Consider the following 13786-nt stretch of genomic DNA (forward strand, 5'->3'; position numbering starts at 1 on the left):
TTTGGTGCGCTAGGCGAATGGGTCGACTCAGGCTACTTGATTCCGCTCACCCGTCACATGCTTTCGCAGGCGCTCACCAGCGAACGGCTGTGAAATCGATCGGTCGGGGCTTCAACAGGGCGGCGCGCTCGGTGAGTTCACGCAGCCGCCGGGACATCTCGTCGGCTGCCAGCCGGTGGCGGTCACCGTGACCGGGCAGGAGCCACTCGAAGCGCACCTGTCCGGCCGTCCTGGCCAGGGAGGCCGCCAACTCCTCGATGGAGTACCACGTGACGCTCGCCGCGACCTCCAGATCACCGGTCGTACGGGACCAGTAGAAGCTGTCGCCGCTGAAGCAGTACCGGTCGTCCGCGAGGTAGAGCACACTGCCCCGAGTGTGGCCGGGCAGCGGATGGGCGGTGACACCCTCGCCGATCTCCACGGGCTCAAGGCCCTTGATCACCTGGTCGGCGTCCGGTGCCGCGTCGAGGTCGCCCTCGTGGATCCACAGCCGGGCGCCGTAGTGGTCCGCGTAGCGGCGGCCGTGGGCGGCGTGGTCGCGATGGGTCAGCAGCACATCCGTGACGGGGCCCGACTCCGCATACCGCTCGGCGAGTTCACGGCTCCAGCGGGGTGTGTCGACCATCATCATGTCACCGGACGGCCGTCGGAGCAGGTACGCGTTGGCGCCCGCGGTACGCCGGGAGTTGTGCCCGCACAGCAGGACGCTGTCGTCCAGGGCCATGGGGAAAGGGTCATCGGTCTGGTCGGGCTGCCCGGGCTCCGGGCGGATGGAGCGGGTGTGGCAGGCGAAGACAGCGGCGTAGAAGCGCTGTTGCTCCTCCGCGTTGCTCGGTAGCCGCCGGATCCGCGACTTGCCGTCGGCCTCGTCGATCAGGTCCGGCGCGTACTGGCGGGCGACATCGCAGTTGGTGCAGCGGTCGTCCACATACCAACCATCCATGGCAGGGCTCCTTCCGAGGGGATACGACCCCGACAGGGCTGTATGTCAGAGATATCCCACTCGTGGGCGGAACCGGTAGACCCCGGGAATCTTGTGTTCCGCGCCGAGGATCGCTCTGCGGCAAGCTCTGCGGCTTGCTCTATGGCTTGCTCTACGGCTTGATCTCGCCGCTTGAGCCACAGCGTCCGTGTCGCGCGGGCGCACGACGTGCTCGCGTGAGCCCTTCATGCGCCCCCGGCGCGGTGGGGAGACTGCCTTGTCGGCCGACGGGCGGCCGAAGTGTCATCCACCACCTTCGTACAACTCCTGTGGAAGGCAGGTCGGTTGCTGTGCTGTTGCGTGTGCCGAGGTCTGTGTCCGAAGCGCAGGAGTGCCTGGCCGAGGGGGCGGTGCCGATCGGTGGGGCGACGCTCGTGTGGGCCACATGGCAGCGGGACGGCTTCCCGGAACTTGCCATGTCGCTACGGGAGTTGCCCGAGGCCAATGTCGTGGGGCGGGAGACCCTGGGCGGCGCGGTGCTGCTGCACCAGGTCGACGGGCGGGTGCCGGACGTACTGCGCCTGGCGGCTTCCTCCATCGGCACCGGTGCCGTGCGGCGGACGGCGACGGTCGGCGGCAACCTCGTCGGGAGCACGCTGCGTTGCCTGCTGCCCCCGGCGCTCGTCCTGGACGCGCGGGCGATCGTGCTCGAACCCGACGGGGTGCATGAGACGGACCTGGCCGAGGTCGTGGCCAAGCGCCCCGTGCTGCTGAGTCTGCGCTGGCGGGAGCCGATCGCCTGTGCGTACCACAAGGCGGCCGGGGAGGTGGGCGGACCACCGCCGCTCGTGGTCACGTCGGCGGTGCACGCGGAGGAGGGCGGCGAGCGTCTGCGGGTCGCCGTCCGCGACGGCTATGACGTGCTCAGCGGCAGCGTCGCGTGTGACCGTGACGCGCACGCGGTTGTGCAGGCCCTGCGTGCAACTGCCCTTAACTATGCGCCGATTGACGCGTGGGAGGTCGTCCACGCGCAGGTCGCCGACCTGTTGCGCGGTCTCGGCGCGGGCTGAGCAGGCGGCCGGCGGCGGAGCAAGCAGGCGGGCGGCTCCGTGCCGTCCTCAGCGGGCGACGACCAGAAGGCCGTCCACCAGAGCGCGAAGACCGTCCGGATAGGTGTCCTCGGCGGTCAACAGCGCCCAACGGTCGGCGACTTGGGCCAGACGGGGTAGCTCGCTCGGGTCGAGATCGCCGAAGACCCGCTCCCGATAGGTCGGACGGTCGTCGTCGGTACGCCGCCGCGTCGCCGTCGTCCGTACGACGATCTCCCCGGCGGTGTAGTACCAGATCGCGCGGTATCCATGAACGGCCTGCCGAGGGGTCAGTCCGCATGCGAGCAGGCCGTCGATGATCTGCTCGACGAACCACAGGGCGGATGTGGACAGCAGATCGTCGGCGGTCAGGACTTCCACGATCCAGGGGCAGTTGGCGAGCGCCTCGTGGATCGCTTCGGTGGCGACGATGACGCGCTCGCGGGGCTCCTCGGGCAGTTCGGGGCGATGCAGCGTCCGGGCGGCGTAGTCGTCCAGCAGCAGGACGAGCAACTCCTCCTTGTTGCGGACGTGATGGTAGAGCGCCATCGGTGTGCTGCCGATCTCCGCGGCCAGCCGTCGCATGGTCAGCCGCTTCACGCCGTCGGTGTCCACGATCCGGCGGGCCGCGGCTACGACCTCCTCACGCGAGATACGAGGTGGTCGGCCAAGGGATTTGCGCGGTGCGGACGGTTGCGGCATGCCCTCATCATCCCCCAGGTGTCGGCAGCGGCGATCTCCGCGAGTAGTTTTCTTACATGTACAGAAACTTACGGGGGCGCCCCGGAGTGGTGCTGGCGGCGGCTGCCGTCGCCCAGTTCGTCGTCGCCCTGGACCTCGCGGTGGTCAACGTCGCACTGCCCGCCATGCGCACCGCGCTGGGATTCGCACCGCTCGATCTGTCCTGGGTCGTGCATGTCTACGCGCTCACGCTCGGCGGATTCCTGCTGCTCGGAGGCCGTGCGTGCGACTTGTACGGTCGGCGCCGGATGTTCGTGCTGGGCCTCGCCGTCTTCGGGCTGTGCTCGCTTGCGGGCGGACTGGCCCAGGCTCCTTGGGAACTGATCGCCGCCCGTGCCGGTCAGGGGGTGGGCGCCGCCGCGGCCACCCCGGCCACGCTGGCGATGATCACCACCACGTTCACCGAGGGCCCCCAGCGGGTGCGCGCGCTCGGCGTGTGGAGCGGGGTGAACGCCGCGGGCGGAGCGCTGGGCGTGCTCGCGGGTGGACTGCTGACCGAGTACGCGGGTTGGCGCTGGGTGATGCTGATCAATCTGCCCATCGTGGCGGTGGCTCTCGCGCTGGTGGTCGTGGGCGTGCCCGTCGAAGCGCGCCCCGCCCGGCGCGAGAGGCTCGACGTGCTCGGCGCGTTCCTCGCGACCGGGGGAGTCGGGCTGCTGGTGTTCGGGGTCGTCCGCACCGACATCAACGGATGGGACTCACCGGCCACGTGGACGCTGCTCGGCGCTGCGACCGTGCTCCTCGCGGCCTTCGTCGTCGCCGAATCCCGGTCGTCCGCACCGCTGTTGCGCCTCGGTCTGCTGCGCAGCCGCTGGGTGGCCGGTGCCAACGTACTCGTCTTCTTCTCCACGGCCGGGCAGTTCGCGGCGTTCTACTTCGTATCCCTGTATATGCAGCAGGTGTTGGGCATGAGCGCCGCGGCGACCGGCGCCGCGTTCCTGCCGTTCTCCGCGAGCCTGATCGTCGGCAGCGTCGTCGCGACCCGCGTCACCGCGGCCCGTACGCCCCGGGCCTGCCTGGTGCCCGGCGCCCTGTTGGCCGCCGCGGGCCTGGCCTGGTTCGCCTTCATCAGTCCCGACGGCGGCTTCCTCACCGATGTGCTCGGCCCCTGCGTCGTCACCGGCACCGGAGTCGGACTCGTCATCGCCCCGATCGTCACCGCCGCGACCACCGGCGTCGCCCCCCGCGAGGCCGGTATGGCCTCCGGACTGATGAACAGCTCCCGCCAACTCGGCGGCTGTATCGGCCTGGCCGCGCTGGCGACGCTCGCGGCGCACCACACCGGCAGGTCCACCGACCCCGCCGCGGTCAACGGCGGCTACGCGCTCGGTCTGGCCGTCGCCGCCGCCCTCTTCGTGACCGCGGCGGTTGTCGCGATCGTCGTACTGCCCCGCAGCCGGGCCGAACCGCCCGCGCCGCGCCCCGATGCCCCTACGGAGAACCGACTGGAAGGAACGCTGTCATGACGACGACCCCCCTCGCACTCAACTCACCCAACTCGCCCGTCTCTCCGGTCGACTTGTTCGCCTCGGCGCTGCACATCCACCCCGACGGCGCGGTCCGAGCCGCCGAACGGCGGATGACCGGCAGCGACTCCGGTGCCTGGCAGATCGCGACGTTCCACGTGGAGACCGACGCCGATGTCCACGCCGACCACTGGGAGATGCACCCGAAGGCGGAGGAGGCCGTGTGCTGCTTGACCGGCGGCGTCCGGTTCTCCTTCCGCCCCGACGAACCCGAAGGCACCGAGGAGACGGTGCGGTTGGGGGCGGGCACCGCCGTGATCGTCCCTCGTGGACGTTGGCATCGCCTGGAACTGGACGCCCCCAGCACCCTGATGTCGATCACCCTGCGCGAGGGCACACGCCTGGAGAGGCGTACCGACGCGCGGTGAGGTGTGCCTCTGGCGGATGCGGGGCCCAAGTACCGTAGCCGGCAAGGGGGAAGAGCCACGGCCGGACTTGGGCCCCGCGATGCCGGGGCATGCCGGAGGCTAACCCACGCGAGTGGGCGTCTCGGCAGCCTCGACCGTCCGGGCCGTACGGTCGGCCTGTCGGCCCGGTGCCCCGGCGTTGACGAAGACACCCGCGACGGCCGCGGCCAGCAGCATGATGCCCGCGGAGATCCAGGTCGCCACGGAGTAGCCGTGCACGGTCGCCTCCGCCAACGCCGCCTTCGCCCGCGGTGTCTGCTCGGCGGGGTTGATGTGGTGGTCGGTCAGCCAGCCCGTGGACACGCTCGCCGCGATCGTGTTGAGCAGCGCGGTGCCGACCGAACCACCCACCTGCTGCATGGTGTTGAGCGTCGCCGAGGCCGCCCCCTGCTCGTGCGGGGCGACGCGGCCGGTGGCCGTGGAGATGGCCGCCATGAAGGTGACGCCCATGCCGAGGCCCATCAGGCTGATGCCTGGCAGGACATGGCCGAGGTAGGTGGCATCGACGTCCATGGAAGCCAGGAAGGCCAGACCACCGGCGGCCATCGTCAGACCGGGCGTGATCAGTACGCGGGCCGGTACCTTGTGCAGCAGCCGTGCCGAGATCTGGGTGGAACCGATGATCATGCAGACGGTCATCGGGAGGTAGGCCACACCGGTCCGCAGCGGTGACCAGTCCTTGATGCCCTGCAAGTAGTAGGTCAGGAACAGGAAGACGCCGAACATCGCGATGGTGACCAGGGCCATCGTCACGTAGGCGCCCGCGCGTTGGCGGTCCTTGACGATGTGGAGGGGGAGCAGCGGTGTCCGGGCGCGGTTCTGCCGCAGCGCGAAGGCCCCGAGGAGCGCCACGCCGCCGAACAGAAGAGTCAGTACCAGGCTGTCCGTCCAGCCGCGGGACTCGGCCTCGCTGAAGCCGTAGACGATGGAGAGGACACCGGCCGTGCCCAACACTGCGCCGAAGATGTCGAGTTGAGCGTCGGTCCGGCGCCCCGGGTCCTTGAGCATCATGGTCGCGCCGACCACCGCGAGGACGGCCACCGGGGCGTTGACGTACAGGCACCAGCGCCAGTCCAGGTACTCGGTGAGGAAGCCGCCGACCAGCATGCCGATGGCGCTGCCCGCCCCGGCGATGGCGCCGAACACGCCGAACGCCTTGCCGCGTTCGCGCGGGTCGGTGAAGGTCGTGGTCATCAAGGACAGCGCGGCGGGAGCCAGCAGCGCGGCGAACGCCCCTTGCAGCGCGCGGGCCGCGAAGAGCATGCCGGGGCCGGTGGCGGCGCCGCCGAGCGCCGAGGCCCCGGCGAAGCCGATCAGACCGATGACGAACGCGCGCTTGCGTCCGAACAGGTCGCCGAGGCGGCCACCGAGCAGCAGCAGACCGCCGAAGGCGAGGGTGTAGGCGGTGATGACCCATTGCCGGTTGCCGTCGGTCATCCCGAGGTCCTGCTGGGCGGACGGCAGGGCGATGTTGACGATGGTCATGTCCAGCACCACGATGAGCTGGGCGAGGGCGATGACCACGAGACCCCACCAGCGGCGGGGATCGGGGGCGGGCGGGGAGTCTCCCGTCCTGCCCGCGGATATACCGGGGCCGGTGAGGCGTTCGGAGCCGTCGAAGTGGTCGGAGCCGTCGAGGCGTTCGGGGCTGTTGTCGGGAAGGGCGGTGTCGGCCATGTGTCGGTCTGCCTTCTGTACGCACATGCTCGGAGTCGGTGACACACACAAGACGGCGCCGCCTCGATCCCTGTGACAGCGCGGCCGTGTGACGTGGGACACCGTGCCGGGGTGTCACAACTCGCTGGGGTGCGGCCGTCTTGTGCGTGGGGCAGTACGCGGAGCGGACAGGCGGGAGCCGGGCATGAGCGAGCCGAGTGAACGACCCACGGGCGCGGCCGAGGGGCGCGCGGACCGCGCCACCGACGTGTTCGTGACCCACCGGAACCTGCTGTTCACCGTCGCCTACGAGATGCTCGGTTCGGCCACCGACGCCGAGGACGTCCTTCAGGAGACCTGGCTGCGCTGGGTGGGCGTCGACCTCGCCGTCGTCCGGGACGAGCGTGCCTACCTGGTACGGATCGTCACTCGACAGGCGCTGGACCGGCTGCGCGCGCTCGGTCGGTGCAGGGAGTCCTACGTCGGGCCGTGGCTGCCCGAGCCGTTGCTCACCGCGCCCGATGTGGCCGACGACGTCGAACTCGCCGAGAGTGTCTCGATGGCGATGCTGCTGGTACTGGAGACCCTGGCACCGACCGAGCGGGCGGTGTTCGTGCTGCGTGAGGTGTTCGACCTGGAGTACGGCGAGATCGCCGAAGCCGTCGCCAAGACCCCCGCCGCCGTACGCCAGATCGCGCACCGGGCGCGGGCGCACGTCGCCGCGCGCCGACCGCGCGGCATCGTCTCCCCGGCCGAGACCCGAGCCGCGCTCGAAGCCTTCCAACGCACCGTCGAGACCGGCGACTTGCAGAGCCTGCTCGACATCCTCGCGCCGGACGTCGTAGCCCTGAGCGACGGTGGCGGTGTCAAACGCGCCATGCTGCGGCCCGTCGTGGGGGTGGACAAGGTGGCTCGGCTGCTGGCTGCCCGCTGGTACCGGCGCGGTGCCGAACGCTCGGTCGAGCTGGTCCAGGTCAACGGCGGCCCGGGGCTGCTCGTTCGACTCGACGGCGAACTGGACGGCGTACTGACGGTGCGGGTCGAGAACGGGTACGTCACCGGGCTCTACCACGTGCGCAATCCGCACAAGCTGTCGCGCGTGGGGCGGGAGACCGCGGTGAGCCGCTGATCGCTTCCGCTCAACTCCGGTCGATTCGCGGGGATATGTGAGCGCATCGGCGGCGGAGTTATCGGTCTGTCGTACGACCCCTCATGCCAGAGCGGGATGCTCACCAGGCGAAGTGGCCAACAACCCACCTAACCCGCCCTATTGGCGACTACTCTCGGTTGTGGTCAGTCGACGCAGGGTCGAGTGGTTCGGCTCTCTCGACCGGCGCCGCGATGGCGCATGCCCGAGTCGTACGGAAGACCTGCGAGTCGTACAGACCTGGGGGAGCACCCACGCACCCGACACGCCCAGTACGAGGACAACGATGTCTCACCTTCGCGCACCGGCCGCACGCGCAGACCGCCAGGAGGGCGGGCGGCACGGACGGCCGGTCGCCCACCCCCTCCCTTCACCGTCCAGGACGCGCATCAGACCCCGACTGCTGCGTCTGGCGATCCTGCCGCCCCTCGCCACGGCCCTCAGCGCGGGCGCCGCCGTGCTGTTCGCCGTCCTCTCCACCGACCTCCGCCCCACCCCCCTGCTATGGACCGTGCTCGCGGGCGCCTGCGCGGTGACCGTGGCGGGCATCGTGACCGCCGCCCTGGCCGCGGGCCGCACCGCCCGGTCCGTGACCGAGGGCCTCGACGCGCTGCGCGGTGCCGCCGCCCGCGACGAGGCCGAACTGCCCGCCCTCGTGGAGTCGTTGCGCCGCGGCGAGGCGCCGCCCGTACGCAAGCCGCGTGCCGAACCCGCCGCGGACGCCGACGAGTTCACCCTGCTCGCCGCGGAACTGGCCCGCGCCCAGGACAGCGCCGTCGCCGCCGTCGTCCAGGCCGCGCGACTCTCCAGCCAGGCGGGCAGCGAACAGAAGCTGGCGGTCTTCGGCACCCTCGCGCGGCGCCTTCAGCCACTCGTGCACCAAGGGATCTCGATCCTCGACGAGTTGGAGCGCGACACCGAGTGCCCCGATCTGCTCAAGGACCTCTTCCGCGTCGACCATGTGGCCACCCGCATCCGGCGCCACGCCGAGAACCTCACCGTGCTCGGCGGCGCCGAGTCACGCCGCCGCTGGAGCAAGCCCGTCCCCATGACCGAGGTGCTGCGCTCCGCGATCGCCGAGATCGACGAGTACGAACGGGTCAAGCTGGTGCCGCCGACCGAAGGCGCCCTGCGCGGGCACGCCGTCGCCGACGTCAGCCATCTGGTCGCCGAACTCGTCGAGAACGCCACGGTGTTCTCCGCGCCGCACACCCAAGTCCTGTTGCGCGCAAGCCTCGTCACCTCGGGGCTCGCAGTCGAGGTCGAGGACCGCGGGCCCGGCATGCCCGCCGACGAACAGAACAGGGTGAACGCCCTGCTGGCGGACCCCGATCAGGTCAACGCCGCCGATCTGCTGGCGGACGGCCACATCGGCCTGTACGTCGTCGCCCGGCTCGCCCAGCGGTACGGCATCCATGTGCAGGTGCGGACCAACATCTACGGCGGGGTCCAGGCGGTGCTCGTCGTACCGCAGAGTCTGCTCGGCGCCGCGGCACCTGCCCTGTCCGAGTCCATGACTCCCGTGGCACCGCAGGGCAGGACGGCCGGGGGCACGGGGTCGCTGGGGGTGCCGGTGACGACCTGCGGTCAGGAGGCGGAGACCACGGGCATCCATCCGGTGCCCCCGCCGCCGGAGGAACACGAGCCGTCCCCGCCGCCGGTCCGCGACACCGAGTGCCCCCAGCGGGACCCCGTCGAGGTCACGCCCGCCGCCCTGGCCGACGCCACCCTCGCCGACGACCTCCTCGGCAAACCCCTCCTGCCCCGACGCCGTGCCCAGGAGTACAGCGCGCCCCGACTCGAGGACGCCCCCGTACCACTCCTCGGCCCGGACCCCGACCGGCCCGGGGCCCCGTACCCGGAGCCGGAACCTGTCACCACGGCGGACCCCCGCCTGGAACCCGCCATCGCCCCCACCCCGTACCCGGAGCCGCCCCGCCTCGGCCTGCCGTCCGGGGCCCCGGCGTACAGGACGGAACCACGCGCCTGGCGCGTACCTCACCACGAGGCCCCGTGACCCGTACGCCTCGTGACCGGAACGCCCGCCTGGAACACCGGGAACACCGGGAACACCAGGAACACCTGGAACACCTGTAACGCCCGTATCACCCGTAACGCTCATGACGTGAAGGAAAGCTGCGGCCGAGCTTAAGAAATCCTCGATGGACCGAGGCGCCCGCCATACGGCAGATTTCAACGAGATCTCACCCCTCTCCCCGGCGCGGGCTCCTTCGGCATGCCTTCGTCCGGGAACTCACAACAGGAGCCGTGGCGTTGAAGGCGCTGGTCAAGCAGAAGGCAGAGCCCGGCCTGTGGCTCATGGACGTTCCGGAACCCGAGATAGGCCCCGGTGACGTACTGATCAAGGTCCTCAGGACCGGGATCTGCGGCACCGATCTGCACATCCGTTCCTGGGACGGCTGGGCGCAGCAGGCCATCCGGACCCCGCTGGTCGCGGGGCACGAGTTCGTCGGCGAGGTCGTCGCCACCGGCAGGGACGTCGTGGACGTCAAGACCGGCGACCGGGTCAGCGGCGAGGGCCATCTGGTGTGCGGGAAGTGCCGCAACTGCCTGGCCGGGCGCCGCCACTTGTGCCGTGCGACGGTCGGCCTGGGCGTCGGCCGTGACGGCGCGTTCGCCGAGTACGTGGCGCTGCCCGCCACCAATGTGTGGGTGCACCGGGTCCCCGTCGACCTCGATGTCGCCGCGATCTTCGACCCGTTCGGCAACGCCGTGCACACCGCCCTGTCCTTCCCGCTGGTCGGCGAGGACGTACTGATCACCGGAGCGGGCCCGATCGGTCTGATGGCCGCCGCGGTGGCCCGGCACGCCGGCGCCCGCAACGTCGTCGTCACCGACGTCAGCGAGGAGCGTCTGGCCCTCGCGCGCAAGATCGGCGTGAGCCTGGCGCTGAACGTCTCCGACGCCACGATCGCCGACGGCCAGCGGGCGCTCGGACTGCGTGAGGGCTTCGACATCGGCCTGGAGATGTCCGGTCGCCCCGAGGCGATGCGCGACATGATCGCGAACATGACGCACGGCGGCCGGATCGCCATGCTCGGGCTGCCGTCCCAGGAGTTCCCCGTCGACTGGGCCCGGATCGTCACCTCCATGATCACGATCAAGGGCATCTACGGCCGCGAGATGTTCGAGACGTGGTATGCGATGTCGGTGCTGCTGGAGGGCGGCCTGGACCTCGCGCCCGTGATCACCGGCCGCTACGACTACCGCGACTTCGAGGCGGCGTTCGAGGACGCGGCCGGCGGCCGGGGCGGCAAGGTCATCCTCGACTGGAGCGCGTGAGCGCCGCCCCACCTCCCTGACTCGTACATCCCTCTAGGAGCCCCCTCATGTTCGACTCCGTGCGCGACGACCTTCGCGCCACCCTCGACGAGATCCGTGCCGCCGGTCTGCACAAGCCCGAGCGTGTGATCGACACCCCGCAGTCCGCGACCGTGAACGTCACCGCCGGGGGCCGTCCGGGCGAGGTGCTCAACTTCTGCGCCAACAACTACCTCGGGCTCGCCGACCACCCCGAGGTGATCGCCGCCGCCCACGAGGCCCTGGACCGCTGGGGCTACGGCATGGCGTCCGTGCGCTTCATCTGCGGTACGCAGGAGGTGCACAAGGAGCTGGAGGCGCGGCTGTCGGCGTTCCTCGGCCAGGAGGACACGATCCTCTACTCCTCCTGCTTCGACGCCAACGGCGGTGTCTTCGAGACCCTCCTCGGCCCCGAGGACGTGGTCATCTCCGACGCCCTCAACCACGCCTCGATCATCGACGGCATCCGCCTGTGCAAGGCCCGCCGCCTCCGCTACGCCAACCGTGATCTCGCGGACCTGGAACAGCAGTTGAAGGAGGCCGCGGGTGCGCGCCGCACGCTGATCGTCACCGACGGCGTGTTCTCCATGGACGGCTACGTCGCCCCGCTGCGCGAGATCTGCGACCTGGCCGACCGCTACGGCGCCATGGTCATGGTCGACGACTCGCACGCGGTCGGCTTCGTCGGCGCCGGTGGGCGCGGCACGCCCGAACTGCACGGGGTCATGGACCGCGTCGACATCATCACGGGCACGCTCGGCAAGGCGCTCGGTGGCGCGTCCGGCGGGTACGTCGCCGCGCGTGCGGAGATCGTCGCCCTGCTGCGGCAGCGCTCGCGTCCGTACCTCTTCTCGAACACTCTCGCCCCGGTGATCGCGGCGGCCTCGCTCAAGGTGCTCGACCTGCTGGAGTCGGCGGGTGACCTGCGCGAGAAGCTGGCCGCGAACACCGCGCTCTTCCGCCGCCGGATGACCGAGGAGGGCTTCGACATCCTGCCCGGCGACCATGCCATCGCCCCGGTCATGATCGGCGACGCGGCGAAGGCGGGCCGCCTGGCGGAGCTGCTGCTGGAGCGCGGCGTGTACGCGGTGGGCTTCTCCTACCCGGTGGTGCCGCAGGGGCAGGCCCGCATCCGCGTCCAGCTCTCCGCCGCGCACTCGACGGAGGACGTGAACCGCGCGGTCGACGCGTTCGTGGCGGCCAGGGGTGAGCTGGAGGCCTGACCGGCCCCTTTGATCAGTCCACCCGGCTGATCAGTCCACCCGGCCGAACCGGGTCGGACGCATTGCGATAATCATTCGCATGATCGAAGCGCGGCGGCTCCACATCCTTCGTGCGGTGGCCGACCATCGCACGGTCACGGCGGCAGCCGCCGCGCTCTATCTGACCCCCTCGGCCGTGTCCCAGCAGCTCACCGCGCTGGAACAGGAGACAGGGCACCGGCTCGTCGACCGCGGTGCCAGAGGGGTACGACTGACCCCGGCCGGGGAGATCCTGCTCGGCCACACCCATGCCGTACTCGCCCAACTGGAGCGCGCGGAGGCGGAGTTGGCCGCGTACAGTGCGGGCTCGGCGGGTACGGTGACGCTCGCGTCGTTCGCCACCGGCATCGGCCTGGTCGTCGGCCCGGCGCTGGCCCGGCTGGCGCGCGGCGCACCCGGCATCCGGGTCCGCGTCCAGGACGCCGAGGGCGACGCGAGCCTGCCCATGGTCCTGGACCGGCAGGTCGACGTCGCGGTCGCCGTCGAGTACCGCGGCGCGCCCGACGCCGACGACCCCCGGCTCACGCACATCCCGCTGTACGCCGAGCCCTTCGACGCGGTGGTCCCGGTCACGCACCGGCTGGCCGACGCGGACGAGGTCCCGCTCGCCGAACTGGCCAAGGACCCGTGGATCGGCCCGTACCCCGGCAACCCCTGTCACGACGTGGTCGTCATGGCCTGCGAGCACGCCGGATTCCAGCTCCGCCTCGAACACTCCTCCGACGACTTCCGCGCCGTGGTCGCGCTCGCCTCAGCCGACGCGGGCGTGGCCCTGGTGCCGCGCTCGGCCCTGCGCGGCATGGACCTCACGGGTGTGGTGGTCCGCCCGGTCGACGGGGTGGCCCCCACCCGCCGGGTCTTCGCGGCCGTACGCCGGGGCGCGGAGGAGCATCCGTTGATCCGCCCCGTGCTGGACGCGTTGACCGAGGCGGCGACGATCGACTGGACGATCGACTGAGAGCGCCGATTGTCAGTGGCGTTGGTTAGTGTGCCGACCATGCCGGACGCCGAAGACGTACGCCGTTTCGCCCTTTCCCTGCCCGACACGACGGAGAAGGTCGCCTGGGGCATGCCCACGTTCAGGGTGGGCGGGAAGATGTTCGCCACCCTGCCCGAGGACGAGACGTCCATAGCGGTGCGCTGCCCCAAGGAGGAGCGGGACGAGCTGGTCCTCGCCGAGCCCGGGAAGTTCTGGATCGCCGGGCACGAGGCACAGTTCGCCTGGATCCGGGTGCGCCTCGCCGCCCTGGAGGACGAGGGCGAGCTGCGTGACATCCTCGCCGACTCCTGGCGCCAGGCAGCCCCGCCCCGCCTCCTCGACCACCACCCCGACCTGGGCCTCCCCACCGCAGGCTGACCCGCGCCCCCAGACGGCACCACCAAACCGGTGCGCGACCAAGGTCCGGAGTGCGGTATTGTTTCCCTGCACGTTCACCCAGGGGAAACCCCAGGTCAGACGGGCAACGGGACGTGGCGCAGCTTGGTAGCGCACTTGACTGGGGGTCAAGGGGTCGCAGGTTCAAATCCTGTCGTCCCGACAGCGATGTCGGATATTTCCGCAGGTCAGGGGCTCTCTTTGGAGGGCCCCTGAGGCGTTGGTGGGGGCGGGCTGGGTGCCGTCTTCCGCTCCCTGTGTCTGCCTGCTGCTCCTGCTGCGGAAACTCTCCGCAGTCTCTCGACGTCGTGCCGTGCTTCGACGTGGTGTCGGGGCTCTGC

12 protein-coding genes and 1 tRNA gene are annotated in these 13786 nt (G+C 70.7%); 10 read left to right on the forward strand and 3 right to left on the reverse strand.

Annotated elements, in window-relative coordinates; genetic code table 11:
• Positions 1-73: 73 nt before the first annotated feature.
• The gene (locus ACZ60T_RS12035; protein WP_469665775.1) at positions 74-943 is read right to left on the reverse strand and encodes an MBL fold metallo-hydrolase; all 870 of its coding nucleotides are present in this window, start codon (positions 941-943) and stop codon (positions 74-76) included.
• Between the two features lie 329 nt (positions 944-1272).
• Between ACZ60T_RS12035 and ACZ60T_RS12040 the strand changes: the two genes are divergently transcribed.
• A complete protein-coding gene (locus ACZ60T_RS12040) occupies positions 1273-1992 on the forward strand; it encodes an FAD binding domain-containing protein (protein ID WP_469665776.1) in 720 nt (239 codons plus the stop codon).
• Between the two features lie 48 nt (positions 1993-2040).
• Here ACZ60T_RS12040 and ACZ60T_RS12045 read toward each other — a convergent pair whose 3' ends face one another.
• Entirely contained in the window at positions 2041-2712 is a 672-nt protein-coding gene (locus ACZ60T_RS12045; RefSeq protein ID WP_469665777.1) for a TetR/AcrR family transcriptional regulator, read from the reverse strand.
• A 56-nt stretch (positions 2713-2768) separates the two neighbouring features.
• On the opposite strand from ACZ60T_RS12045, the gene ACZ60T_RS12050 reads away from it, so the two are divergent.
• Both ACZ60T_RS12050 and ACZ60T_RS12055 read left to right on the forward strand, forming a co-directional pair.
• Positions 2769-4217, forward strand: coding sequence for an MFS transporter (locus ACZ60T_RS12050; RefSeq protein WP_469665778.1), 1449 nt, complete (start codon positions 2769-2771; stop codon positions 4215-4217).
• Positions 4214-4645 (forward strand): cupin, encoded by a 432-nt coding sequence (locus tag ACZ60T_RS12055; RefSeq protein WP_469665779.1) that lies wholly within the window; start codon positions 4214-4216, stop codon positions 4643-4645. Before ACZ60T_RS12050 ends, ACZ60T_RS12055 begins: the two co-directional genes overlap by 4 nt.
• A 99-nt stretch (positions 4646-4744) precedes the next feature.
• Here the strand turns inward: ACZ60T_RS12055 and ACZ60T_RS12060 are convergent, their stop codons facing one another.
• Positions 4745-6361: an MFS transporter gene (locus tag ACZ60T_RS12060; RefSeq protein WP_469665780.1), complete on the reverse strand. Its 1617-nt coding sequence runs from the start codon at positions 6359-6361 to the stop codon at positions 4745-4747.
• Between the two features lie 184 nt (positions 6362-6545).
• On the opposite strand from ACZ60T_RS12060, the gene ACZ60T_RS12065 reads away from it, so the two are divergent.
• The 7 genes from ACZ60T_RS12065 (at position 6546) to ACZ60T_RS12095 (ending at position 13608) form a co-directional block, all read left to right on the forward strand.
• Positions 6546-7469: an RNA polymerase sigma-70 factor gene (locus ACZ60T_RS12065; protein ID WP_469665781.1), complete on the forward strand. Its 924-nt coding sequence runs from the start codon at positions 6546-6548 to the stop codon at positions 7467-7469.
• Between the two features lie 304 nt (positions 7470-7773).
• Positions 7774-9504, forward strand: a complete 1731-nt coding sequence (locus ACZ60T_RS12070; RefSeq protein ID WP_469665782.1) for an ATP-binding protein — start codon at positions 7774-7776, stop codon at positions 9502-9504.
• A 257-nt stretch (positions 9505-9761) separates the two neighbouring features.
• Positions 9762-10790, forward strand: coding sequence for an L-threonine 3-dehydrogenase (gene tdh / locus ACZ60T_RS12075; RefSeq protein WP_365628370.1), 1029 nt, complete (start codon positions 9762-9764; stop codon positions 10788-10790).
• A 47-nt stretch (positions 10791-10837) separates the two neighbouring features.
• Positions 10838-12031, forward strand: a complete 1194-nt coding sequence (locus ACZ60T_RS12080) for a glycine C-acetyltransferase (protein ID WP_365628314.1) — start codon at positions 10838-10840, stop codon at positions 12029-12031.
• Positions 12032-12110: 79 nt separating this feature from the next.
• Entirely contained in the window at positions 12111-13028 is a 918-nt protein-coding gene (locus tag ACZ60T_RS12085; protein WP_365628317.1) for a LysR family transcriptional regulator, read from the forward strand.
• Between the two features lie 39 nt (positions 13029-13067).
• A complete protein-coding gene (locus ACZ60T_RS12090) occupies positions 13068-13427 on the forward strand; it encodes an MmcQ/YjbR family DNA-binding protein (protein WP_365628373.1) in 360 nt (119 codons plus the stop codon).
• Positions 13428-13534: 107 nt separating this feature from the next.
• Positions 13535-13608: transfer RNA gene (locus ACZ60T_RS12095), tRNA-Pro, on the forward strand.
• The last annotated feature ends 178 nt before the right edge of the window (positions 13609-13786 follow it).

It is taken from the genome of Streptomyces sp. NPDC104371, assembly GCF_055583785.1.